19 protein-coding genes are annotated in these 24,766 nt (G+C 35.9%); 13 read left to right on the top strand and 6 right to left on the bottom strand.

Annotation, left to right across the window (positions count from 1 at the left end; translation table 11 throughout):
• Positions 1–14: 14 nt before the first annotated feature.
• Both C7381_RS06725 and C7381_RS06720 read right to left on the bottom strand, forming a co-directional pair.
• The gene (locus tag C7381_RS06725; protein WP_116480379.1) at positions 15–1,262 is read right to left on the bottom strand and encodes a D-serine ammonia-lyase; all 1,248 of its coding nucleotides are present in this window, start codon (positions 1,260–1,262) and stop codon (positions 15–17) included.
• Between the two features lie 91 nt (positions 1,263–1,353).
• Positions 1,354–4,353, bottom strand: coding sequence for a transglycosylase domain-containing protein (locus C7381_RS06720; RefSeq protein WP_116480378.1), 3,000 nt, complete (start codon positions 4,351–4,353; stop codon positions 1,354–1,356).
• 249 nt (positions 4,354–4,602) lie between these two features.
• On the opposite strand from C7381_RS06720, the gene C7381_RS06715 reads away from it, so the two are divergent.
• From C7381_RS06715 to C7381_RS06670, 10 genes are all read left to right on the top strand, one after another.
• Positions 4,603–4,842 (top strand): IreB family regulatory phosphoprotein, encoded by a 240-nt coding sequence (locus C7381_RS06715; protein ID WP_375712737.1) that lies wholly within the window; start codon positions 4,603–4,605, stop codon positions 4,840–4,842.
• On the top strand, positions 4,832–5,251 hold the full coding sequence (gene ruvX / locus C7381_RS06710; RefSeq protein ID WP_034545564.1) for a Holliday junction resolvase RuvX: 420 nt from the start codon (positions 4,832–4,834) through the stop codon (positions 5,249–5,251). The genes C7381_RS06715 and ruvX overlap by 11 nt, the downstream gene beginning before the upstream one ends.
• Positions 5,252–5,369: 118 nt before the next feature.
• Positions 5,370–7,031, top strand: coding sequence for a ribonuclease J (locus C7381_RS06705; protein WP_116480377.1), 1,662 nt, complete (start codon positions 5,370–5,372; stop codon positions 7,029–7,031).
• Positions 7,032–7,167: 136 nt separating this feature from the next.
• Positions 7,168–7,668 carry a QueT transporter family protein gene (locus tag C7381_RS06700; protein ID WP_116480376.1) on the top strand — a complete coding sequence of 167 codons (501 nt, stop codon included), beginning with the start codon at positions 7,168–7,170 and terminating at the stop codon, positions 7,666–7,668.
• An 8-nt stretch (positions 7,669–7,676) separates the two neighbouring features.
• The gene (mltG, locus tag C7381_RS06695) at positions 7,677–8,711 is read left to right on the top strand and encodes an endolytic transglycosylase MltG (protein ID WP_116480375.1); all 1,035 of its coding nucleotides are present in this window, start codon (positions 7,677–7,679) and stop codon (positions 8,709–8,711) included.
• On the top strand, positions 8,711–9,919 hold the full coding sequence (locus tag C7381_RS06690; protein ID WP_116480374.1) for a peptidase U32 family protein: 1,209 nt from the start codon (positions 8,711–8,713) through the stop codon (positions 9,917–9,919). Before mltG ends, C7381_RS06690 begins: the two co-directional genes overlap by 1 nt.
• Positions 9,919–10,542, top strand: a complete 624-nt coding sequence (gene udk, locus C7381_RS06685; RefSeq protein ID WP_116480373.1) for a uridine kinase — start codon at positions 9,919–9,921, stop codon at positions 10,540–10,542. The genes C7381_RS06690 and udk overlap by 1 nt, the downstream gene beginning before the upstream one ends.
• Positions 10,539–11,846 (top strand): GspE/PulE family protein, encoded by a 1,308-nt coding sequence (locus tag C7381_RS06680; protein WP_116480372.1) that lies wholly within the window; start codon positions 10,539–10,541, stop codon positions 11,844–11,846. Before udk ends, C7381_RS06680 begins: the two co-directional genes overlap by 4 nt.
• Complete coding sequence (locus C7381_RS06675; RefSeq protein ID WP_116480371.1) at positions 11,836–12,966, top strand: type II secretion system F family protein; 1,131 nt, start codon at positions 11,836–11,838, stop codon at positions 12,964–12,966. The genes C7381_RS06680 and C7381_RS06675 overlap by 11 nt, the downstream gene beginning before the upstream one ends.
• A 55-nt stretch (positions 12,967–13,021) precedes the next feature.
• Positions 13,022–14,533 carry a VanW family protein gene (locus C7381_RS06670; RefSeq protein ID WP_116480370.1) on the top strand — a complete coding sequence of 504 codons (1,512 nt, stop codon included), beginning with the start codon at positions 13,022–13,024 and terminating at the stop codon, positions 14,531–14,533.
• Positions 14,534–14,558: 25 nt separating this feature from the next.
• Here the strand turns inward: C7381_RS06670 and C7381_RS06665 are convergent, their stop codons facing one another.
• Positions 14,559–16,007 carry a hypothetical protein gene (locus C7381_RS06665; RefSeq protein ID WP_116480369.1) on the bottom strand — a complete coding sequence of 483 codons (1,449 nt, stop codon included), beginning with the start codon at positions 16,005–16,007 and terminating at the stop codon, positions 14,559–14,561.
• A 63-nt stretch (positions 16,008–16,070) separates the two neighbouring features.
• Between C7381_RS06665 and uvrB the strand changes: the two genes are divergently transcribed.
• Both uvrB and uvrA read left to right on the top strand, forming a co-directional pair.
• Positions 16,071–18,047, top strand: a complete 1,977-nt coding sequence (gene uvrB, locus C7381_RS06660; protein ID WP_116480368.1) for an excinuclease ABC subunit UvrB — start codon at positions 16,071–16,073, stop codon at positions 18,045–18,047.
• A gap of 10 nt (positions 18,048–18,057) precedes the next feature.
• Positions 18,058–20,880: an excinuclease ABC subunit UvrA gene (uvrA, locus tag C7381_RS06655; protein ID WP_116480367.1), complete on the top strand. Its 2,823-nt coding sequence runs from the start codon at positions 18,058–18,060 to the stop codon at positions 20,878–20,880.
• A gap of 210 nt (positions 20,881–21,090) precedes the next feature.
• On the opposite strand, the gene C7381_RS06650 is transcribed toward uvrA, so the two are convergent.
• The 3 genes from C7381_RS06650 to C7381_RS06640 all read right to left on the bottom strand — a co-directional run bounded on the left by C7381_RS06650 (position 21,091) and on the right by C7381_RS06640 (position 23,422).
• The gene (locus C7381_RS06650; protein WP_116480366.1) at positions 21,091–21,768 is read right to left on the bottom strand and encodes a trimeric intracellular cation channel family protein; all 678 of its coding nucleotides are present in this window, start codon (positions 21,766–21,768) and stop codon (positions 21,091–21,093) included.
• Positions 21,769–21,989: 221 nt separating this feature from the next.
• Positions 21,990–22,613, bottom strand: coding sequence for a DUF3841 domain-containing protein (locus C7381_RS06645; protein ID WP_185117046.1), 624 nt, complete (start codon positions 22,611–22,613; stop codon positions 21,990–21,992).
• On the bottom strand, positions 22,613–23,422 hold the full coding sequence (locus C7381_RS06640) for a GNAT family N-acetyltransferase (RefSeq protein WP_165803624.1): 810 nt from the start codon (positions 23,420–23,422) through the stop codon (positions 22,613–22,615). Before C7381_RS06640 ends, C7381_RS06645 begins: the two co-directional genes overlap by 1 nt.
• A gap of 101 nt (positions 23,423–23,523) precedes the next feature.
• Between C7381_RS06640 and alr the strand changes: the two genes are divergently transcribed.
• Positions 23,524–24,687: an alanine racemase gene (gene alr, locus C7381_RS06635; protein WP_116480364.1), complete on the top strand. Its 1,164-nt coding sequence runs from the start codon at positions 23,524–23,526 to the stop codon at positions 24,685–24,687.
• The last annotated feature ends 79 nt before the right edge of the window (positions 24,688–24,766 follow it).

Here is a 24,766-nt window from a genome sequence, read left to right as displayed (position 1 = left end):
TAGTTAGCCATTTTTTATTTGTCCAGAAGAATTGTTCTTTCTTTTTCGGGAACAAGCATTCCGCCTGTCGACCAAGCAATGTGGGTTATATTTTCAAGAAAAATTTCTTCTTTATTTATAAAATTCAAAAATTCTGAAGCGTTTAAAAATTTTGTGAAAATCATAGAACTTGCGGCGCTGGGCTCCACAAAAACGCCTTCGTTTTTATAAAGTTCTCTCATTAGTTCAAAAATAGAATTTTCATTTATAGTAAATATGCCGGAGAGAGTGTTTTTTGAGGATTCGCAGCATAATTCACTAGCTCTTCCCACTGCAAGTCCGTCAGCTTCAGTTTTTCCATCCATGCCAATATCTTCAATACTTATTTTGCTGTTTAAACCTGTGGACATGCCAAGAAGCACCGATGCACTTCTTACAGGCTCTACATAGAATACGTAAACATTTTTACCAAAGATAGTTTTTAGGCCGTGCAAAATACCGGAAGGGGCTCCACCAACACCGCAAGGAATATAAAAAAATAGCGGATGATTATCGTCAACCAGAATTTGTTTTTCATTAAGCTGTTCTTTTAGTCTCAGGGCAGCGGTTGAATAGCCTAGAAACAAATTGATAGATTTTTCATCATCGACAAAATAACTTTTATCATCTTTGTCCGAAAGTATTCTTCCATTTTTGACAGCTTCGCTGTAGTTAGAATCATATTCAATTACGTTAACTCCGTTTTCTCGAAGAAGTTTTTTCTTCCATTCTTTTGCATCCTTACTCATATGCACAATAGCATTAAAACCGAGTTTTGCACTTATTAGTCCGATTGAAATGCCGAGATTTCCAGTCGAGCCGACTTGAATCTTGTATCTGCTGAAAAAGTCTCGAAAAACATCAGAATTGAACTGAGAATAATCGATTTTAGTGTCTATAATATTTGCATTCGTCGCAAGAGTTTCTGCATATTTTAAAATTTCAAAAATTCCACCTCTTGCTTTCACACTTCCTGCAATCGGAAGAAGATTATCCTCTTTTAAATAGATATTATTTATGCTGAAATTATTTAATTTTAGAAGAGGGGACTCTATGATGCCGTTTGTCGGCTCAAGTTCTTTGAATGAAGATTTTAAAAACGGTGAAAATCTTATTAGTAGATCATTTGCCTCATATATTTGTTTACTTGAAATCGCATCATATAATGAATCTTTATTAAAACTTGGATTTAACCATAAGAATTCTTTGTCAGATTTTAAATTTTTTATTATTTCATTTTCCATAGTTTTGCTCCCTTTTTTCAATAAATAGTTTATTTTCCTAAATGTAATAAAAAGTGATAAAAAGAAAAGAAGCTAATTTGCTTCTTTTCTTTTAGTTAAATAAATCAATTGTTCCACCGCTATTTTCATTAGCACCTGGTTTTTGATCTTCCTTTGGAACTACAACATCACGCGGTTTTTTATTTTCCTTAGGTTTTGTTGTAGTGTTGTTTTTGTCTTTATTATCTTTGTTTGTTCTGTTATCTTTATTCGAATCCTCGCTGTCTCCCGTTTCAATATCCGGATCAAACAGATCTGAAGTTTCTCCGTCCTCATTTTGGGTATTTTCATTGTGAAGGTCACAATAACCTTGAGGATAGGAATAACCCCAGTCCGATGGAACAATGCCGTTATGAGCACTTGGTACGTATTGTGGCTTCCTATTTATACAAACAGTTGTCTTAACATGATCAATCGGGCAGTATGGATTTGCAAGAAGACCTGATTCTTCACAAATTTTTGCTTCAACGTGAATATCGCAAGGATTTTTCGGTTCAGTACCTTTAACAAATATTTCAGTTTTAACAACTCCGCGAGGATCAGCAGTACAAAGTTGAGTAGGAGCTTTTCCGGATTGGGTACAAATTTGAGCTTTAACAATGCCGTCAGGCATTTTAAACTCATTTACCGGAGCAAGACCTTCATGGGCTTTTTCCATTATATTTTCCCACATTTGAGCTGCTATCATTGAGTTTTTATTCATTGTAATACGAGGGGTATCGCTTCCAATCCAAGTTGCACCGAGATAATAATCTGTAAATCCGACGAACCATAAGTCAGCAGTGTATTGAGTTGTACCGGTCTTTCCGGCAGTTACTTGATTTGGAACCTTTGCAGCTTTACCAAGTCCATTTGAAACAACGGTTCTTAAAATATCCTTCATAACATAGGCAGTTTGTTCGCTTACAACTCGAACGCCTTGCGGCTTATATTCCAAAATTGTTGCACCGTCTTTATTTATAACTTTTGTGTACGGGCTAGGTTTAACATAAACTCCCCCATTCGCAATTGCTGTATAAGCACTTGCCAACGTGAGAGGACTCAAACCTTTAGTCATACCACCTAGAGCAAGAGCTGATGAGTTTTCATCATTATACTTTGCATTTTCTTCTTCAGTAACGAACGTGTCTCTTTCAGGATGTTCTTTATTTATTATGCCCATCTTTTCAAGATAAGGAATAACTTTTTTAACGCCGAGACTATTCAGTGTGTGTACTGCACTTGTGTTTATAGATTGCTCAACCGCATATCTAAGCGATGTGATTCCCTTATAACCGGAGTACCAGTTGTTCGGCCAAGGATTGCCGTTTAAGTTAAATGGAACATCGTCTATCGCACTGCCTGCAGTGTATCCGTTGTCAAGTGCTTCGAGATATACGCCGACAGGTTTTATAGATGATCCCGGTTGTCTTTCCGAATTTGTAGCTCTGTTGAAGATTCTTCGTCCATCAACATCACGTCCGCCTGCCATTGCAATTATGTGACCTTTTTTATAGTCGATAATAATTGTTGAGCTTTGTGGTTGAACAATTCCGTTTTTGTTTATAAAAATTTGTCCTTCTTTAAATACCAATAGGCCATCTTTGATTTCATAGAGTTCAGGGTTTTCGTCGAGAGCTTTTTTGTTAATTCGAATCCATCCATTTTCCATATTGAAATCATCTTTTTTTATTGGAAGGCTTCCGATTGTATGTGTCAAAAGATTTTTCTTTTCATCGATAGTATAGAAGTCTAAAACGTCAACATTTGAAGGATAAGGAACCATCTTTACGGATTTAATCATCAAATCGCCGTTGTCGGCAAACTTGTATTCGTTTTCCGCAAGATAAATTAATCCGTCATTGTTTAATACATTGTTTCTATTTAAAAATACCAATCTATTTTTACTATCAATGATGTTACCGTATTGGTCAACAGTCATATCAAGTAAGAGCGGTGCTTTAAGGTGAGTGGTATCACCAACAAGTATTTCATTAAATTTCTTATAGTCGTTTTCCACTTCTTGTTGTAGTTTCATATCAATTGTCGAATAAATCTTGAGTCCGCCATAGAAAAGTTCATCTTGAGCTCTTGATTTTGTCCAACCGAATTTGTCCTGAAGATCTTCAACAACTCTTTCTTTTACATAGTCCGCAAAGTAATTTGTAATTTGATTTTCTTTTTTTTCAGCAGGTTTAAGAAGAGATTTTTTGTCAACTTTTTTTGCTTCATCATACTCTTCGTTTGTGATTAATCCAAGTTCATGCATCTTTCTTAAAACAGCATTTGCACGGTTTTCATTTGTCGGATTGTAAACAAGTATATAAGTTTGACCTAAAAGATCTATAGTTCCTACTTTTTCCATTTTCGTGGAATCGAAATTGCTAGGTGCAACCCTGTAGAAAGGTGGATAAATGTTCGGGTTTTTAACAACTGAAGCGAGCATTGCACATTCAACAAGATCCAAATCTTTGGCGTGTTTGTTGAAATATGTTTGAGCGGCTTCTTCAACACCGTAAGCATTTTGTCCCATACTTACTCTGTTTAAATATGCTTCAATAATTTGATCTTTAGTAAGCATTTTTTCGAGCTTAATAGAAATTTCGATTTCTTTAAGCTTTCTTTCAAGCGTTCTGGCAGGTGTTAAAAATGTATTTTTAACAAGTTGTTGGGTGATTGTACTTGCACCTCTAGCAGAGTCACCTGATTTATATGCTTCATATAATGAGGCTAAAATCCCTTTCGGGTCAATTCCGACGTGATTTAAAAATCTTTCGTCTTCAATAGCTATGAAAGCGTTTTTTAAATTTTTAGGTATATCTTGAACACCTATCATTGTACGATATTCAGCTGTCGCTATTTTTTCAATTAAGTTTCCATCTTGATCGTATATTGTGGAAGTTTCATTCAAGTCCATGTTAACTATTCTCGGGTCGATGTCCTCAACCTGAGACATAATTCTTATTCCGGAAAGAGCGAATAGTGTTCCGAAAACAATTATAACGATTAAACTTATATATATAAAATATCGAACAAGCTTTGAAATGGTAAAAACTTTATTTCGATGTCGCATACAGTTCTCCTTTCATAATCTATAATATTATATCATATTTTCTAAAAAAACGAAAACATTTGATAAATTGTAATACAAACGTAAATTATAACATTTGTTTTATGTTTATAAATATTATATATTAATCTAAAACGATTATTTTTATCTACAAAAGGTGGACATATAACGAATTAAATGTTATAATAAAAAAAGAATGTAAATATCCACAAGGAGGGTCAAAGAATGAATAATAACGATTTTGATAAGACAATGCAATTTAATCTTAATAAGGACAATGATATGAAGCCTCGTGAAATCATTGAATATGTTTATAATGCACTTTCTGAAAAAGGTTATGATCCTGTGAATCAAATAATCGGATATATTCTTTCAGGCGACCCGACATATATAACAAGTCATAACAATGCAAGAAGTATTGTTATAAAAATGGAAAGAGACGAGTTATTAGAAGCAATGTTAAAAGAGTATTTGAAACTTGATGACAAATAGAATTTTGAGCATGGATATCGGAGAAAGTTCTGTTGGTCTCGCTGTTAGCGATCCAACAGGAACATTTGCGATACCAATCGGCACGATTAAAAGGGGATCCAAAAAAGAGGATTCCGATAAAATAAAGAAAATTATGGAAGAAAGAAACGTGGACACATTGGTAGCGGGTATGCCGCTCGACATGGAAGGTAACAGGTCCAAACAAGCTTCCATTGTAATGACTTTTGTCAAATTTTTGTATAAAGAAACGGGCATCAAAACAGAATTTGTGGATGAAAGATACACCACAAAGATGGCAAACGATACTTTGAAATTTTTAAATGTTAAACGCGGCAAGCAAAAAGGTGCGGAAGATGCACTTGCTGCGTCATATATTCTGGAAATATATTTAAAAAAACACAATTCTTAAGCTTTTAAATAAGCTTTAGTTTTTGTGTGCAAAAAACTTTAAAAATTAAAATTATGAAATTAAACGGTTAGTTAACACCGATTTATTTTAATAAAATTATAAGAAAGAGGTTATAAATATGACAAAAAATACAAATTCTCTCAAGATAATACCTCTCGGAGGCCTTGGTGAAATAGGCAAAAACATAACTGCATACGAATATAAAGATAATATTATAGTAGTAGATTGTGGAATGACTTTTCCGGGCGATGAGATGCCAGGTATTGATATTGTAATACCTGACGTTAGTTATCTGGAGAAAAACAAAGAAAAGGTAAAAGGATTTTTTATTACTCATGGTCACGAAGACCATATTGGAGCGATTCCATATGTTGTGGACAAGTTTAACGCTCCTATTTATGGCACAAAACTCACAAATGCTTTGATAAAAAATAAAGTTAAGGAATTCAATATACCGGTAAAGCTTCAAGACGTTGAATACGGCGATACAATTGGTGTCGGTCCGTTTAAAGTTGAATTTATAGCATGTAGCCACTCCATTCCGGATTCGGCTATGCTTGCAATTCACACTCCGGTGGGAACTGTTGTTCAAACAGGCGACTTTAAAATCGACTACACTCCGATTGACGGAGTCAGAACGGATTTGAATAAATTGGCTGAACTTGGAAACAAGGGTGTTTCACTTCTTCTATGCGATTCTACAAATGTTGAAAGGCAAGGATACACACTTTCCGAAAGCACTATCGGCGAAACTTTTAATGATCTTTTCGCAAAAGCTTCCGGAAGAATTTTGGTTGCAACTTTTGCGTCAAATGTTCATCGTGTTCAGCAAATTATTACGGCTGCTGAAAAGTACGAAAGATTCGTTGCACTTTCAGGAAGAAGTATGCTTAATGTTGTAAACACTGCGAGAGAGCTTGGGTATCTAAAGGTTAAGGAAAAAACTTTAGTGGATATAAATCAAGTTCATCAATATCCCCCGAACAAGGTATGTCTAATAATGACGGGATCTCAAGGCGAGCCGATGAGTGCGCTTACAAGAATAGCTTACGATATGCACAAGAAAATCAAGCTTACAAATAAAGATACCGTTATCATAAGTGCAAACCCGATTCCGGGAAATGAGCTCGATATTGGTGGAGTAATAAATAAGTTGATGGAAAAAGACGCTACAGTTATTTATGAAAAACTTGCAAATATTCACGTTTCCGGTCACGCATGTCAAGAGGAATTAAAACTTATTCACAGCATTTTGAAGCCGAAATACTTTATGCCGGTTCATGGCGAAATTAGGCATCAAAAAACTCATGCAGATCTTGCACTCAGCATGGGAATGGACAAGAAGAATATATTTATACAAAAGAACGGAGATGTTATGGAACTAACAAAGAGATCATTTAAATGTACAGGATCAGTTCCAAATGGCTCAATTATGGTTGACGGACTTGGAGTTGGAGATGTTGGAAATGTCGTTTTAAGAGATAGAAAACATCTTTCTGAAGACGGACTTATTTGTGTAGTTCTAACACTCTCAGAAGAAACAGGAAAGGTTATTGCAGGACCTGATATTATAAGCAGGGGATTTGTATACGTTAAGGAGAATGAAGACATTATGGAAAGTTCTCTACAAAAGGTAAGACAGATTGTAGCAAAGCTTGACCGTGACGGAATTCAAGATTGGAATTCCATGAAAACCACTATTAGAGATGAACTTAGAAAGTTTATCTATGATAGAATAAAGAGAAATCCTATGATTCTCACAATATTTACAGAGGTGTAATTTGCACGGTAATTTGTATGAGAATGTAGCGATTTAAATTAAATTTAATAGCATTGTCGAATTAAAATAAAATTAGTTCGATGAAAAAATATTCAGTCAAATCTACCGTGTCACACCGAAATTTGGAGGGTAAAAAATGGCAAACAAATTTACTGACACGAAGTATTTAACAAAAGCAGCTCTAATAGCTGCTATGTATGTGGTGCTTGTGGTAATTCAGATGGTTCCCGCAGCTGCACTCACATACGGTCCGGTACAATTGAGACTTGCTGAAGGGCTTACAGTTTTACCATTTCTAGAAGCCGCTGCAGTTCCGGGTCTCTTTATAGGATGTTTGATAAGTAATATCATCCTTGTATTTCAATCCGGATTTGGGATTATCGACGTAGTATGTGGTTCTTTAGTGACTCTTTTGGCCGCATATCTAACTAAAAAGAGCAAAAATAGAATATTGGCTTTTTTTCCACCTATACTTTTAAATGGATTCATCGTAAGTATTTGGGTAAGCTACTTCACAAATATTCCTTATTGGACTACTGTTTTGACGCTTATGGGAGGAGAAGCTATAAGTGTAGTCATTTTTGGTTCAGTTATCAATTATGTCTACGAGCATTCTAAATTTTATAAGAGATTTTAGGTGGTTTGATGAACAATAAAGCAAAAACTATAATCAGTTTGTTGGTGTTATTACTGATTGTCGGTGGAGGATATTATCTCTACAGATCATTTTTTGGAGGAATGTACGAACCTGTTGATATAAATGACACGTCAGAGGTTCAAATTGAGATACCGAGCGGCAGCTCATTGGGCAAGGTCGCGTCAATACTTTACGATAATAATTTGATTAAAAACGGAACGTTCTTTAAGTCAAGAGTTCAAAAACTCGGCAAGGAAACCGAAATAAAAACGGGAGAATTTACCCTATCAAGGTCAATGTCGGCGGATGAGATTATTGGAGTTATAACATCCGAAAAAAGTGAAGATGTTGTTGAAACAACAAAACTTGTCATACCGGAAGGCTTTGAAAGAAAACTTATAGCTGAAAGAATTGAAGAAAAAGGTTTGGGTTCAAAGGAAGCATTTTTAAATGCAACCGCATCCGCAGCAGACTATGTAGCTGAATTTCCATGGCTTCAAAAGTTGAACGAAGGCGAAAGCCTTGAAGGATATTTATTCCCTGCAACTTATGATATTCCTGCAGGTGCGACTGAAGTTGACATTACAAAGCAAATGCTTAAAGCATTCCAGGACAGAATGGGTGAATATCTTGATAGAGAAGACTTCAACGGACTTTCTTTCACACAAATGATTACACTTGCATCAATTATTGAAAGAGAAATCAAAGTGGATGACGAAAGACCGCTTGCAGCAAGCGTATTCTACAACAGAATCGCTCAAGGTATGCGTCTTCAATCGTGCGCTACGGTACAATTTATTTTGGGCGAAAGAAAAGCGAAACTCACAAATGAAGAAACGCAAATAGATTCGCCATACAACACATATATAAACGAAGGATTGCCACCGGCACCGATTGCTTCACCTGGTATGAAGTCAATTGAGGCTGCGATAAATCCTGCTCAAACTGATTATTTGTTCTTTGTTTTGACAGGTGATGACGGTTCACATACTTTCACATCGACTTACGAAGATCATTTAAAGGCTAAGGAGAATATGAAGTAATGATAGAATTATTAGCACCGGCAGGCGATCTGTCCCGTATGAAAACAGCTTTCATGTATGGGGCGGACGCCTGTTACATAGGCGGAATAGAATTCGGATTAAGAAAAGCTGCTACAAATTTTACAAGGGACGATTTAAAAGAAGCTGTAGAATTTGCAAATAAAAATAATAAAAAAATATATGTCACATTAAATATAATTCCGCACGAAGGTGACTTCGATGGTATGGTTGATTATATAAAGTTCTTGGACGAAATCGGGGTTCATGCGGTTATAGTTTCGGACCCGGGAGTTTTTTCGCTGGTAAAAGAAAATAGCAATCTTCAAATTCATATTTCTACGCAAGGTTCTGTGACAAATTCAAATACTATAAATTTTTGGCACAAAATGGGAGCGAGCCGCGTAGTGCTTGCAAGGGAATTATCTCTAGAAGAAATTGCTACAATCAGAAAAAATATCGCACCTGAAATGGAACTCGAAGCTTTTTGTCATGGCGCAATGTGTATGAGTTATTCGGGGAGATGTCTCATGAGTTCATATATGACCGGCAGAGATCCGAACAAGGGCGACTGTGCACATCCGTGTAGGTATAAATACTATTTGATGGAAGAAAAGAGACCGGGCGAGTATTTTCCAATCGAGGAAACCGAAGGCGGAACATATATAATGAATTCAAAGGATATGAAAACAATATCTTTTGTTGAAAAGTTGATTGAAGCCGGTATTACGTCATTAAAGATTGAAGGGCGTGTTAAGAGTGCGTATTATATCGCAACAGTTGTAAGAGCGTATAGACGTGCGATTGATTCATATTTGAAGGATCCTGAAAATTATAAATTTGACGAATCACTAGACAAAGAAGTTATTTCGAGTTCCCACAGACCTTTCACATCAGGATTTTATTTTGGTAATCCTATGGAAGACGGACAATATAACAACAATCAGGTCGCAATTCCAAAGAGCACTTTTAAAGGCGAAGTTCACGAAGCAAAGGACGGCAGAATCTATTTTACTTTAAAGAACGGATTAAACGAAGGCGAAACGGTTTCAATTATGGGACCTGAAGGTGATGTGATTGTAGAAGTTAAAGACCTAAGAAATGACGAGAACAAACATGTCGAAAGGGCAAATGTGCCGCAAACTGTTTACAGTTTTTTATATGACAAAGATGCGTCTGAAGGTTTTTATATAAGACAGGTGGAGGAGTAATGATAAAGCCGTTGATTATTGGTATCGCCGGCGGTGCCGGTTCGGGAAAAAGTACGATTTCAGAAAAGCTAAAATCTATTAATGGTGAAAACAAAGTACAGATAATTGATCAAAATTCATTTATAAAAGATTTTTCATCTATGAGTTTTGACGAAAGAAAGAAGCTTAATTTGGAACATCCTGACAGTTTTGACTTTGATTATTTGATTAGAATTTTAAAAGATTTGGCACTTGGAAACACTGTTTCAATTTCCGCTTTCGATTTTGTATCGCTTGAGAGAACCGATAATTTTCAAAATTTTTCTCCAAAGGACATAATAATTGTTGAAGGCAGTCTCATTCTTTATGAAAAGAAGTTAAGAGACTTATTTGACATAAAAGTTTTTATTGACACTGACTCTGATATTCGCCTAATAAGAAGGATTATCAGAGATACAAAGGAAAAATCTATGCCGCTTGAAAAAATTATTCTCGAATATATTTCTGTGGTTAAACCGACCAATATAAATTTTGTTGAACCAACTAAAAGATTTGCCGACATCATTATTCCCGAAGGTGGAGAAAATGAAGTGGCAATAAATATTTTGAATGCAAAAATAAAGGAGACTTTTAAACACTTATGATAAAAAGAATTGATGAATTTATAAATTCACTTGAATTATCTGGGGCTGTTTCAAAAGGCTCTTTTTATTTAAAAGAATTAAATACGGGCGATGGAAATATAAAAAGCTTAAACTTCAAAGTTTATGTTGAAAAAATTATAGAAGGAAAAAAGTTCTTAATTTTAACATATAAACCGAAAGAAGGAGACCTCGAGATTTTAAAGGAAATTGAGGGAGAGTTTGTTTATCTTGTCGATGAAAACTATAACATCGGAAGAATCCCGGAATTTGAAAAGATACTCGATGAAGCGATAAGGCTTAAAGCAACAGACATTCACGTTGAACCTAAGTCAGGTTTTATGCTGATTAGATTTAGAATCGACGGCGACCTTGTTACAATTTATCAATCCAATCAAAATTGCGAAAATATAATAAATAAAATCAAAGTAAAGTCTGGACTTGACACAATGAACAAGGAAATTCAAGAGAGTTCTTTTGAATATAAGGGCTTCATGATAAGAGTGAGTTCCGTTCCGGCACTTAATGGAGAAAAGATTGTTTATCGTCTGCTTCAAAGAAGTGTTGAGGGTTTGGATTTAGAAACTTTGGGGTTAAGAAAAGAAATTTCGGAATTTATTTTAAACAGAGCACAAAAAGCGGGAATTCATCTTATATGCGGTCCGACAGGTTCAGGAAAAAACACAACGCTTCATGGAATTATTAAAAAGATAAATTCGGATAAAAAGAATATTATTTCAATCGAGGATCCGATTGAATATAAAAATGAAAATATAACACAGCTAGAAGTAAATAACAAACGAGATAGGACTTTCCACAAACTATTGAGAGCGATTTTAAGGCAGGACCCGGATATTTTATATATCGGTGAAATAAGAGATGAAGAAACGGCGGAAGTTGCTTTTAGATCTGCAATCACAGGGCATGTTGTTTTTTCGACACTTCATACCAAGGATATAAATTCAACTTTTGACAGAATTTTGGATTTAAATATAAATGAAAATCTTATGAATGAAGCGCTTAAAACTGTTATAAATCAAAGGCTAGTAAAAACTTTGTGCGCGGATTGCAGAAAGAAAGTCGAGGCACCGAAATGGTTAAAAGAAAAAGGAATAAACTATGTCTATGAAGCTGTCGGCTGTGGTAGATGTGACAATGGATACAAAGGAAGAGTCGGTGTTTATGAAGTCAATGTCATAGACGATGGGGAAGTTCAAACTATAATGAATTTTGAAGATTCGCTGGTTGAACATCTAAAGAACGGTAAAATAGATTTGAAAACTTTTGAGGTTGAAAATGATTTATAAATATGTTGACAGAGTGAACGAAAAATTTAGAGGCGGGATATCAGCTGATAAAAACGGGCAAGCGAAACATTATATAAAAAAGCCGATTTTTAAAACAAAGGATTCTCCGCTTAATTTGTTCAAATTGCTTCAACTCTTGACGAACGAAGGAATGAATCTAGTGGATGCGTTTGATTTGGTTTCTGAAAGCGACAATTTTAATGTTGACAGAAAAAAATCTAATGAGATGTTAAACGAGCTCAAGAATGGAGTTCCTTTTTCGGAATCAGTTGCAAATCACTACAATGTGGACTCGTTTATCATTTCATTTTTAAAAATCGGCGAAGACAGCGGCGACATTTCAGAAATACTTCAAAATGTTTCGGATTATATAGAATATGAAGAGGATATCTCAATGAAAATAAAGAAAGCTCTTTACTATCCAACCTTTCTTTTAGTCATGGGACTTGCACTTCTTATATTCATATCAAAATTCGTTGCACCTGTATTTTTAAATGTTTTGAGTGATTTTGGAACAGCGCTTCCTTTTATTTCCAACATTGCATTTGGGCTTTCGAATATTTTGGCGTCATACGGACATCAGATTTTACTCGTGCTCTTTGCAATTTATCTTTCGTTTAAACTTTTGATAATAAAAAGACCTGTCTTTGACTACAATTTGAGAAAATTTATTTACAACAGAGGTTTGTTTAAAGGTCTTTATAGAGATAAGTTTCAATATTTATTCTTTAAAAAATTCAGTATCATATATAAATATCAGGGAAATTTCGAAGACTCATTGAAGTTTATTTACAACGAAGAAACTGACATATTTATAAAAAAGACAATTGGAGATATTATTGCACAAATAAGATTCGGAGAAACAATTGCAGAAATTGATGAGTTTAATATGATATTTTCACCTCTTTCTCGATCTATGCTCATAAGTTTAAACAGGGAAGATGTGGTCAGTGAAACGACATATAAATTAATGAAATTTTATGAAAAGAGTTACAAAAATCGCCTAGATGTACTTTTAAAGCTTATTGGACCAATTATGATAAGTTTTATAGGAATACTTGTTGCAATCATTGCTCTTGGAATAATGATGCCGATTTTCAGCATGGGATATGTTGAATAATAAACAGAATTTGGGGTAAAATATAACTATGGTTATTATACGGAGGAATTATTAATTGAAAAGATTTATAAAGGGTTTTATTATAGGTATTATTATAATTTTGCTTGTTGGGGGAGGTTTTTATGTTTATAAAGATTACACAGATAAGCAAAAAATTAAACAGGAGGAAGAAGCTCAAAGACTAAAGCAAGAAGAACATGAAAATCTTGTTCGTGAAACATTGTCTAAAGAAGTCATTTATGACGGTATTTCAATTGGCGGTGTTGATGTTTCAGGACTTTCAAAAAGTGATGCTGAATCGAAGCTTAGAGATAAATTTTCAGGTCTGGGTGAAAGAAAAATTGTGGTTTATATCGATGACAGCAGTGCAACAAAAACACTTGCAGAACTTGGTTTAAATCCAAACTTCGACGCTGCAATAAACAAAGCATACCAAATTGGCAGAGATGGAACTGAAGAAGAAAGATTTAATCAGATAAATTCTTTAAAGGAAAATAAAGAAAATATTGATTTAAGTTTGAATGTTGATGAGGAAAAAGTCAAGGATTTTGTCAACACAATAAGTGCAAATATGAATGTTGTTTCTACGAATTCTGACGTTACTTTTGTCGATGGGAAACTTCAGGTCGGTGAAAGCAAGAGCGGAAAAGAAGTGGATAAGGAAGAGCTTCTTACACTTCTAAATACAAATATAAAAAAAGCTATTAATGAAAACAAAGATGTTTCATTTGAGACGAAAACAAAGACTATTGAACCGTCTGTAAACAAAGATGCAATAGCTCGAGTGAACGGTGTAATCGGAACATTTACATCAAATCTCGGAAGAGGCACTGCGGGAAGAAATGCAAACATTGTTCTTTCGGCAAAGAGAATTTCAAATATTGTCGTTATGCCGGGCGAAACTGTCAGCTTCAATCAAAAAATGGGACCTATAACAGCGGCAAACGGATATAAGCCGGCAAGTACAATTCAAGGCGGAGTCTATACAGATGCACTTGGCGGTGGACTTTGCCAAACATCTACAACTTTATACAATGCTCTTGTTCGAAGTGACGTCACAATAACCGAAAGACATCCGCACTCGATTCCGGCACCATATGTTCCTTATGGAGAGGATGGAGCTGTTTGGGTAGGAGCAAAAGATTTAAAGTTTACAAACAACTTCGATTTTCCGATTGCAATTACGAGTAGCGTAAATCTTGCGAAAAATATTATAACATTTACAATTTACGGAGACACAAATAAAAAGAATTATACGGTTGAGATGTATTCTAAATGTATTGAAGAGATTCCTTTTGAAACACAGGAAAAAAAGAGCGATGAGCTTTTTGTGGGCGAAACAAAAGTCGTTAAAAAAGGTAGACCGGGATATAGATATCAATCCTATAAAGTGTATAAAAATGGCGGAAAACTTATAAAGGAAGTTCCTTATATGAAGAGTTACTATCCTAAGAGCGACCAAGTTGTCCTTGTTGGCACAAAGACAAAAACACCGGATTCAAAGCCGACTGATATGGAAGATATACCTTCGGAAGAACCCGTTGAAACAATTGATTTGTTGCAATAAAAAAGCACCTATACAGGTGCTTTTACTATTTGGATTGATTTTTCAAATTAAACATATAAATTCTATTTTTAGCATTTGTAAAATAGTAGTTTTTATTTCCAAGATTCCAAATATTTGCTTCTTCGAGCGGACAAATATACGTGAGATTGTCGCCAGAAAGTTTATATGCACTGTAATATGAATTGATTTTATCGAAAATTTTAAAATCGCCGGTTCCACTTCTATTGTAGCTAATTTCGGTGCCACTATAAATTTTCAAAAGAAGACCTGTTGAAAGATTGTAGCTGTAAAGGTCGATATTTTTTCCGCCCCTAGGAATCTCAAAAAGAATTTTATCGCCACATACCTTTGGCGAACGGCCTTTAGAAATAAATCTTTTTCCACTTTTGTCGAGCAGGAATATATTTTCTTCTCCGAATTTGTCAATAGAGCTTAAAGCAATTTCACTGCCAACAGAAAAAGCGGTAATTTCTTCTTTGAACGAGTAAATTTTTTCTAGAGTGTCGCCTTCAAGTTTATAAATTTCGTTGTCGGTACTAACAATATAGCATTTACCGTCATAAATTTCGAACAGTTTAACTTTTATATTCAAATCGAAAGTTAAATTTCTAGTATTTTGGAATCTGTCGATAAGTGTAATTTTGTTTTCGGGATATAGAATAGCAATTTTGCCACTAGAAAAATCCCTTGAGAATACGCAATTATCTGTAATACTAATGTCAAGTGTTTTACTTGTTTTATGGGGTATATTATAGATAAGAAGTTTATTATTGACTTCATATAAAAAATTATTATAATCGAGGTTAGAAATAAGTGAGCCGTCTAAAATTGGTCGAGCTACATCGAAAGAATTTACATTTAAAAGTTCTCTGGTTTTATCATTTATAACTGCTTCGGTGTATCTGATTGGATTTTTTGATTCACTATTAATTTCATAAAATCCGAGTTTCCAAAGAATAGAACTGCCATTTTTTAAAATATCTGTGTAGATCGGTGAACATGGCACAACAAACTTTTCAGATTTTAAAATTTTAAAAGCTTCGTCACGTGTAAGCCAAAGATTTATACGATCGTATTTAATGTTGACGTGGACTTTATATTCGCTATTATTGTAAGGGTTTAGACCTGTTAGCGATAGTGTTATAAGAGGTTTTTTCACCTCGTTATTTGTATTTTTTTTCGCATCGATAGTGATGTCTATTTCAAAATTGTTCACATTAACATTTTCAACAACAATTTCATCGCAATTTGTGAGCGGCGCCAAAATACTAAGTTTGTAGTTCGAGTCGTCGATATGATTAAGTTTTGTCGTGAGCTCATTTGAATCGACGTTTGTAAGATAATTTATAGAATCGACTTTATAATCAAGCGGTACATAATTTATACCGGTTTTTGGTTCGTCTTTTATTAAAAATTTGCATCCGGATAGAAAAATTATGGTTATAAAAATTAAAAAATATTTAAATTTATTCATTTAAACACCTCATTCATATTTTATAATATATGTTTAAGATATACAAGGTTAGAAAGGAAAAATATGGACTTTAAATTACATTCAAAATTCAAAATGACTGGAGACCAGCCAGAAGCTGTTGAAAAATTAGTAAATTCGATAAAATCCGGCAATAAATTTCAAACGCTAAAAGGAGTTACGGGTTCCGGAAAAACTTTCACGATGGCAAATATAATCGAAAAGACTCAGCTGCCGACGCTCGTAATTGCTCACAATAAAACACTTGCGTATCAACTGTGCATGGAGCTCAGAGATTTTTTCCCGGAAAACAGTGTAGAATATTTTGTAAGTTATTATGATTATTATCAACCGGAGGCGTATGTTCCGTCAACTGACACATATATTGCAAAGGACTCCGCAATAAACGACGAGATAGATAAGCTTCGCCACTCGGCGACGGCGGCACTTTTTGAAAGAAAAGACGTAATAATTGTCGCATCTGTTTCTTGTATTTACGGTTTAGGAGACCCGGAGGACTACATCAGCCTTATGGTTTCTTTGAGACCGGGCATGCGAAAAGATCGCGACAAGGTCATTGAGGAACTTATTGCAATTCAATATATTAGAAATGATATTAATTTTATTCGCGGTACTTTTAGAGTGCGTGGAGATGTTTTGGATATTTTCCCGGCTAGCGAGAGCGAAAACTCGATTCGGGTTGAATTTTTCGGAGACGAAATTGAAAGAATTACAGAGATAAACAGTATGACCGGAGAAATTTTAGGAGAGATGAGGCACGCTTCGATTTTCCCGGCATCTCACTTTGCTACGACCGACAGAAAAGTTAAACGTGCAATCGTTACAATAGAAGAGGAACTTGAAAGCAGACTCAAAGAGCTTCGAGATCAGGACCATCTTCTTTACGCCGAAAGACTTGAACAAAGAACGAGATATGATCTCGAAATGCTTAGAGAAATCGGATTTTGCTCGGGTATTGAAAACTACTCGAGGCACATGTCGGGAAGACGTCCGGGCTCAAGACCATACACGTTGATTGACTACTTTCCGGAAGATTTTCTAATAATTGCCGATGAATCACATGTCACGATTCCGCAAGTCAGAGGAATGTATGCGGGCGACCGCTCGAGAAAGCAGACGCTTGTTGACTACGGCTTCAGACTGCCTTCGGCACTCGACAACAGACCGTTAAATTTTGACGAGTTCCAATCACTCATAAAACATATCTTGTTTGTCTCGGCAACACCGGGACCGTATGAACAGGAAAAGTCCGAAGTTATAGCAGAGCAAATTCTAAGACCTACGGGACTGTTGGATCCGAAGATTATAGTTCGACCTATCAAAAATCAAATCGACGATTTGCTTGAAAGAATTCGGGACAGAATTGAGAAAAAAGAAAGAGTTTTAATAACGACACTCACGAAAAAAATGGCAGAAGACTTGACGGACTATTTGGAAGAGCTCGGAATTAAGGTCAGCTATATGCACTCCGACACAGAGACAATCGACAGAATGAAGATTATAAAGGATTTAAGAACCGGAGACATCGATGTGCTAGTCGGGATTAACCTTCTACGTGAAGGACTCGACTTGCCGGAAGTTTCACTTGTTGCAATTCTTGATGCGGACAAAGAAGGATTCCTAAGGTCCGAAACTTCGCTCATCCAAACAGTAGGAAGAGCGGCAAGAAATGCAAATGGCGAAGTTGTTATGTATGCCGATAGAATAACGGATTCAATGAAAAACACAATTGAAATTACGGAAAAGAGAAGAAAGATTCAAGAAGAATACAATAAAGAACACAACATCACTCCGAAATCAATTGTTAAAGATATAAGAGAAGTCATCGGAATTTTGAAAGATGATAAAAAGACACCAAAGAAAAAGGATTCAGAACTTTCAGCGGAAGAGCTTGAAAACATTGTACGAGAACTTAAAGCAAGAATGCTCGAAGCTGCTGAACGTTTGGATTTCGAAGCGGCAGCAAATTTCAGAGACGAAATGAAGAAATTCCAAAATCAATTGGATAAAAAGAAGAGATAAGAGAGGTAATATGGAAGATTATATTGAAATAAGAGGGGCACACGAAAATAATCTGAAAAATATAAATATAAATATTCCAAGAAACAAGATGACTGTTATTACCGGGCTTTCTGGCTCAGGAAAGAGCAGTCTAGCTTTCGATACGATTTATGCCGAAGGGCAAAGACGATATGTCGAAAGTTTGTCTTCATACGCAAGGCAATTTCTTGGAAACATGACAAAACCGGCGGTGGAATTTATCGGAGGACTCAGTCCGGCAATTTCGATTGACCAAAAGACGACCTCGAACAATCCACGTTCAACAGTTGGCACTGTCACGGAAATTTACGATTATTTGAGACTTCTTTACGCAAGAATCGGAAAGGCACATTGCCCTAAGTGTGGAAAACTCATTGAAAAACAATCGATTGACCAAATGATTGATCGAATCATGCAACTCGAAGAAGGCACAAGGATTCGAATTTTAGCACCGATTGTAAAGGATAAGAAAGGCGAATTTAAAACGGTTCTTGAAGACATAAAACGCGACGGATATGTGAGACTTTATGTCGACGGAGAAATGTATATGATTGAGGAAGTGCCGAAGCTTCAAAAGACAAAGAAGCACACAATCGAAGTTGTTGTGGACAGACTTGTTGTAAGAGACAATATTGAAAAACGTCTTGTGGACTCGATGGAAGCAGCGCTTAAACTCACAAACGGATATGTCATTGTAAGAACCGACGATGAGGACATTCCTTTTTCGGAAAATTTTGCATGTATAGATTGTGGAATTGCAATTGAAGAAATTTCGACACGTCTATTCTCTTTCAACAACCCGATGGGTATGTGTGATAAATGTAATGGACTTGGCTTTTTCCGTCAAATTGACGAAGGTCTTGTCATTCCGAACAAAGAGCTTTCGATAAAAGAGGGTGCTATCGGTGTTTACAGTACAGACACAAACGGATATTATCTGTCGATGTTTAGAGCAATCGCAGAAAAACATGGTTTCTCGATTGAAAAGCCGATAAAGGATGCGCCGAAGGAGTTTATGGACGATCTTCTTTATGGAACGGATTACAATATAAAATTTTCGGCGAAGTCCGGATTCAGCAAGGGTAGAGTGAAAACTTACAATCGCCCATGGGAAGGCGTTATAGAAAATCTGCAATACAGATTTGACAACTCCACAAGCGACTATGTGCAAGAAAGCATCGGAGAATATATAGAAAATATTCCGTGTCCGAAATGCCACGGCGCAAGGTTAAATGAAAATGCACTCTCTGTTACAGTTGGCGGACTTAATATTGCGGAGCTTACGGATTTAGACGTTGGAAAAGAAATCGAATTTTTTGAAAAGCTCGAGTTAACGGAAACAGAAAATGTGATTGCGGAAGAAATTCTAAAAGAAATAAAAGAGAGACTCAGCTTTCTTAATGCGGTCGGACTTTCGTATTTAACTCTTTCGAGAATGGCGGGAACACTTTCGGGAGGAGAGAGCCAAAGAATAAGGCTAGCAACGCAAATCGGCTCAAAGCTTGTAGGTGTTACTTATGTTCTCGACGAACCGTCAATCGGGCTTCATCAAAAGGACAACGAAAAGTTGATTGCAACTTTACGAGAGCTGACCGACGTAGGAAACACTGTTATTGTTGTTGAACATGACGAAGACACAATGAGAGCGAGCGACTATCTCCTTGATATCGGTCCGGGAGCCGGAATTCACGGAGGAGAAGTGGTTGCGTTCGGAACGCCGGAGGAAGTTTCGAAAAACAAAAATTCAATAACAGGCAACTATCTTTCGGGCAGAATGAAAATCGATGTGCCGAAGGAAAGGCGAAAGGAAGAAAGAGGATTCATACACATAAAAAAAGCGGCGGAGAATAATCTGAAAAATATAAATGTCGACATTCCGATTGGAGTTATGACGGCGGTTACCGGTGTTTCCGGTTCAGGAAAGTCAACGCTTGTGAATGAAATTCTATATAAAAATCTTGCAAAAGAAATCAATCGCTCGAAAATAAAACCGGGTAAATCGGGTGGCGTGACATACGACAGTCCGCTCGATAAAGTTGTTGTCATCGACCAAAGTCCAATCGGACGAACACCGCGCTCAAATCCTGCAACATACACGGGCGTGTTTGACGGGATAAGAGATATTTTCGCGATGACTCCGGCTGCAAAAGCTAAGGGTTACCAAAAGGGAAGATTCAGTTTCAACGTCAAAGGCGGAAGATGCGAAGCATGTAAGGGTGACGGAATAATAAAAGTTGAAATGCACTTTCTTCCTGACGTTTATGTGCCGTGCGAAGTTTGTAAGGGCGAAAGGTACAATCGTGAAACGCTTGCAATCACATACAAAGGGAAAAACATTTCCGATGTATTAGATATGAACGTGAGTGAAGCGTGCGAATTTTTTGAAAACCATCAGACAATTTCACGAAAACTTGAAACACTGAATGATGTTGGACTCGGATATATAAAACTCGGTCAATCGAGTACACAGCTTTCGGGCGGAGAGGCGCAACGTGTAAAACTTGCAACCGAACTTTCGAAGCGTGCAACCGGAAAAACGATTTATATACTCGATGAACCGACAACAGGGCTTCATAGTGAAGATGTCAGAAAATTGATTCAAGTGCTTCAAAGGCTCTGCGAAGGTGGAAACACAGTCGTCGTAATCGAGCATAATCTAGATGTCATAAAATCTTGCGACTACATTGTAGACCTCGGTCCCGACGGAGGAGACGGCGGCGGTGAAGTCGTCGCAACCGGAACTCCTGAAGAAGTTGCGAAAGTGAAAAAGAGTTATACAGGACAATTTTTAAAGAAAATCTTAAAGAAAAAGTAGGGATAAAATGGACAAAAAAAGCGATAAATACAAAGGCTCGTTGATATTGTGGATTACAGGCGAAATAGTCCTCTTTCTGACAATTTTGGGACTTATAAAAAAAGAAAAAGATAATGAGGAATAAAAAATGAAAAAGATGATGAGAAATAAAAAATGTAAAAAATTGCAATTTAAAACAAAAACAGCTATTTGAAAATCAATAGCTGTTTTTTATTGGTTAGGACCGTCTTCTATAAGGTCGCTTCGGACATCAGGAAGACTCCATCTATATTTCATTGAGAGCAGACGAACAACAATTACGACTATGACACCCATGAGATATGCATAGTGCCTAAAATATTGTCTGGAAAGTATGAATGCGACTGCACCGAGAAGAGATGCCATTGCGTAGATTGTATTTTTCGTAAATATAATCGGAATTGCACCTGCACATAGGTCTCTCACAACTCCTCCTCCGCATCCCGTTACCATTCCGACGAATATCAGAAGATATCTGTTGCTGCCGTATGCCATTTTCCATGCGAGGTTTACACCACTCATCGTAAATATGCCTAGTCCAATTGCGTCAAGCACGGAGATTATTTTTACATAAGTTAGAAGAAAATTCATATTAAGAAATTTCTTTTTGTCAATTAGTTTGTATATGATTATGACTGCAGTAGCAGACACGACTGAAACGGTTGTGTAAATTGTTTGAAGAAATGCTATCGGTGGATTTATTCCAAGAACTAAGTCTCTGAAAATCCCGCCGCCGACAGCGGTTATAATTGAAAGAACTATGATTCCAAAAACGTCCATGCCTTTTCTTATTGCAATCATCGCACCGGATGATGCGAAAGCCACAGTTCCGATAAGTTCGAGAATATAATAAAATTTTTCGAAGTTCATTGTGCCCTCCTTTATTGGTAAAATAGGCAGTTTATAGTTCGTATGCGATTTCGTTTAATTATATATTATATTATGTATTTGCAAAATGTCAATGATTCTGAATATATTTATGGCAAAAATATGCAAATTTTTACTTCTAATGTAAAAGTTTAAAGTTTATGCGGTAATCTTTGTATTAAAAATTGGGTTTAAATTTAAAAATTTAAACCCAATTAAAATATTTATTCTTTCCATGTTTCTTCCATATCTGACACGATTTTAAAGAAGTTTTCGCCCGGACGTATGATGTGTCTAACCCATTCTTTTTTTATTTGCCAAAGATTTGCCTGTACAACAAATTCGGAACGGTCGGTAATTTCAAAAATTCTTTTCCAACTGTAAATGATTTCTTTTTTTATATCGTCGAATGCACCGATGTATTTGTTGCTGAAGAGGTCGAAAGTGTGCTCGATTTTATTTTCTTCGAGTAATTTTTTAAATCGTTTATCATCATCTTCGTCAGTCGGAATGTAGAGATTATTTAATACATAGTCCCATTTCGTACCGTCAAAATAGATGACTTGATCTTTTGGCACTGTTAGAGCGTAAACAATTTCTTTGTCAATCGGTTTTAGGCAGTTGTTTTTTGAAACGCTGCACCAAATTGGATAGTTTATTCCGGAAGGGCGGGGCACTTTTTTCTCGGCCATTTCAACAAATAAATCGTATTTTTCCAAAAAGAAATCCGAAATATCTCGCATGTGAAGTTCAACATAAAGCTTTTTATTTCTTACTATGCCTTCGCGCTCAAGCTCGTACAGACTGTTTTCGTGTTGCCTTGTGTACAAGTTTACATATTCGGTCATTATTCTTTATCCAATACTTTTTTCGCATATGGACAAACAGGTATTATTTTCTTTTTATGAAAATCTGCGTAAGACTTTGCTTCAACCACAAGCTCTTTTGCGATGCCACGATTTCTGTGCGACTCTTCGACAAAAACTTCCAAAATCGAAAAACTGTCGGCGTCTTCTTTAAAAACGAGTTTTGCAATTGGATTTTTTTCGTCGCCAATAAAAAACATTTCGTCGTTGTCGTCGATGAGCATTCCGTTTCTGCTGAAATAAGGTTTTGCATTTTCGACTAAGTAATCAAATATTTCTGGGCTAAACTCTTTTATAGGGCTCATTCTTTTCATGAGCTGCGACCATTTTACATGGAATTCATTCCAAGTACCGCCGTTGTTAAAAATATTATTTATAATTGGTTGCGAGCGATCCATTGCATTTGCAAATTTTGCTTCCGGAGTTTCGATTGCATCAAACTCGTGCCAAAGCTCTCTTAGATATTCGCCGTCTTCGCCAAGTTCGGAGAAAACTTTTATGGAAGCTTGTTCTTCGCGATCTTTCTTTGTCTTGTTTCCTTCGACGTCATATGCAAAAGTGTCGCCCGCATAAATTTCAACAAGGTCGTGGACAAGGAGCATGAGCATTGTCTTTTCCAAGTTTATATTTTTTGCATAATCTCTGAATATATACGCCATTAGAGCGATTGAGAAAGAATGTTCCGCATCGGTTTCACGTCTGTCGACACCGATTATTTTCGTTCGCCTGTCAATTTGTTTCATTTTATCTATCAATACAGTGAAGTTAATTTTTTCGTTTAAAGTGCTCATATTTACCTCCAATTTATTCGATATTTATTTTATACCCATAATTGTATTAAATTACAAAATGTGGTATAATTCAAGTTAGTGATTAAGAAAGGAGGAGCAAGATGAATTTTGATGAGATACGCCCATGTTGGCTTGAGATAAATTTGGATAATCTTAAACACAACATACATACTATTAAGGAAAGTGTAAAACCGGGTAGCGAAATTATGGCGGTTATTAAGGCAAATGCTTATAACCACGATGCAGTCACAGTTGCTCGAGAATTAAATACACTTGGAGTTCATAGATTTTGTGTTTCAATTTTATCAGAAGGACTTGAGCTAAGGAAAGCCGGAATCACAGATCCAATACTTCTTTTAAATTATATCAGGGATTCGGAAATTAAAGGTGCTATTGAAAACAATTTGGACATGACTGTATATGATTATGAACAGGCAAAGCTTATAGATGAATGTGCGGCAGAATTAAATAAAAAAGCGAAAATTCACATTAAAGTTGATACAGGAATGAGCAGAATCGGTTTTTTACCGGGAACGGTTGCATTTGAAAGAATTTTAAAAATTCTTGAAATGAAGAACATCATTTGCGAAGGTATTTTCAGCCATTTTGCAACTGCAGACGTTCCAAATGACCAAGGAAACACGAGAAAGCAGTACGAAATTTTTGATTCATTTGTAAATAGCATTGAATCTGCAAGCGGTAAAAAGTTAAAAAGGCACATTTCAAATTCGGGAGCTATTATCGACTATCCGGAATATGATTTGGATTATGTGAGACCTGGCATCATTATGTACGGCTATTTGCCTGACCCGGACATTCCGCACAAGATGGATTTGAGACCGCTTATGACTTTGAAAGCTCTAATAAGTAACTTGAAAGTTCTTCCTGAAGGAAGTGGCATAAGTTATGGTCATTCTTATGTGACGAGAAGAATTACAAAGGTTGCAACAATTCCACTCGGATATGCAGATGGCATTTCAAGGCTTTTGTCGAATAAACTCATGGTTACGGTGAACGATATAAAAGCACCATCGATAGGTTCGATTTGTATGGATCAATTTATGGTTGATGTTACGGATATCGACGATGTAAAGATTGGTGATGAAGTTGTTATTTTCGGTCACGGTAAAAATGACACCGATTTAACTGACATGGCAAAGATGATGGGAACAATTCACTACGAAGTTATGTGCTCGATTTCTCGCAGAATACCTCGAGTATATATCAAAGACGGCGAAATCTCTCAAATAATCAACTATTTATAATGAATAAAAACAATGATTTAGCAAATAAAAAAGAATCTTTTGAAGATGTCAACCGTGCGGAGAATACAAATAAAAATTC

Source organism: Ezakiella coagulans, from assembly GCF_003096635.1.
Classification (GTDB): domain Bacteria; phylum Bacillota; class Clostridia; order Tissierellales; family Peptoniphilaceae; genus Ezakiella; species Ezakiella coagulans.
The sequence above is the reverse complement of the archived record's forward strand: the minus strand, read 5'-3'. Positions and strand labels throughout refer to the sequence as shown.

Excerpts from the sequence above, each read along its gene's own strand:
- C7381_RS06725 (WP_116480379.1), bottom strand. The coding sequence starts at position 1,262 with ATGGAAAATGAAATAATAAAAAATTTAAAATCTGACAAAGAATTCTTA.
- C7381_RS06720 (WP_116480378.1), bottom strand. The coding sequence starts at position 4,353 with ATGCGACATCGAAATAAAGTTTTTACCATTTCAAAGCTTGTTCGATAT.
- C7381_RS06715 (WP_375712737.1), top strand. The coding sequence starts at position 4,603 with ATGCAATTTAATCTTAATAAGGACAATGATATGAAGCCTCGTGAAATC.
- ruvX (WP_034545564.1), top strand. The coding sequence starts at position 4,832 with ATGACAAATAGAATTTTGAGCATGGATATCGGAGAAAGTTCTGTTGGT.
- C7381_RS06705 (WP_116480377.1), top strand. The coding sequence starts at position 5,370 with ATGACAAAAAATACAAATTCTCTCAAGATAATACCTCTCGGAGGCCTT.
- C7381_RS06700 (WP_116480376.1), top strand. The coding sequence starts at position 7,168 with ATGGCAAACAAATTTACTGACACGAAGTATTTAACAAAAGCAGCTCTA.
- mltG (WP_116480375.1), top strand. The coding sequence starts at position 7,677 with ATGAACAATAAAGCAAAAACTATAATCAGTTTGTTGGTGTTATTACTG.
- C7381_RS06690 (WP_116480374.1), top strand. The coding sequence starts at position 8,711 with ATGATAGAATTATTAGCACCGGCAGGCGATCTGTCCCGTATGAAAACA.
- udk (WP_116480373.1), top strand. The coding sequence starts at position 9,919 with ATGATAAAGCCGTTGATTATTGGTATCGCCGGCGGTGCCGGTTCGGGA.
- C7381_RS06680 (WP_116480372.1), top strand. The coding sequence starts at position 10,539 with ATGATAAAAAGAATTGATGAATTTATAAATTCACTTGAATTATCTGGG.
- C7381_RS06675 (WP_116480371.1), top strand. The coding sequence starts at position 11,836 with ATGATTTATAAATATGTTGACAGAGTGAACGAAAAATTTAGAGGCGGG.
- C7381_RS06665 (WP_116480369.1), bottom strand. The coding sequence starts at position 16,007 with ATGAATAAATTTAAATATTTTTTAATTTTTATAACCATAATTTTTCTA.
- uvrB (WP_116480368.1), top strand. The coding sequence starts at position 16,071 with ATGGACTTTAAATTACATTCAAAATTCAAAATGACTGGAGACCAGCCA.
- uvrA (WP_116480367.1), top strand. The coding sequence starts at position 18,058 with ATGGAAGATTATATTGAAATAAGAGGGGCACACGAAAATAATCTGAAA.
- C7381_RS06650 (WP_116480366.1), bottom strand. The coding sequence starts at position 21,768 with ATGAACTTCGAAAAATTTTATTATATTCTCGAACTTATCGGAACTGTG.
- C7381_RS06645 (WP_185117046.1), bottom strand. The coding sequence starts at position 22,613 with ATGACCGAATATGTAAACTTGTACACAAGGCAACACGAAAACAGTCTG.
- C7381_RS06640 (WP_165803624.1), bottom strand. The coding sequence starts at position 23,422 with ATGAGCACTTTAAACGAAAAAATTAACTTCACTGTATTGATAGATAAA.
- alr (WP_116480364.1), top strand. The coding sequence starts at position 23,524 with ATGAATTTTGATGAGATACGCCCATGTTGGCTTGAGATAAATTTGGAT.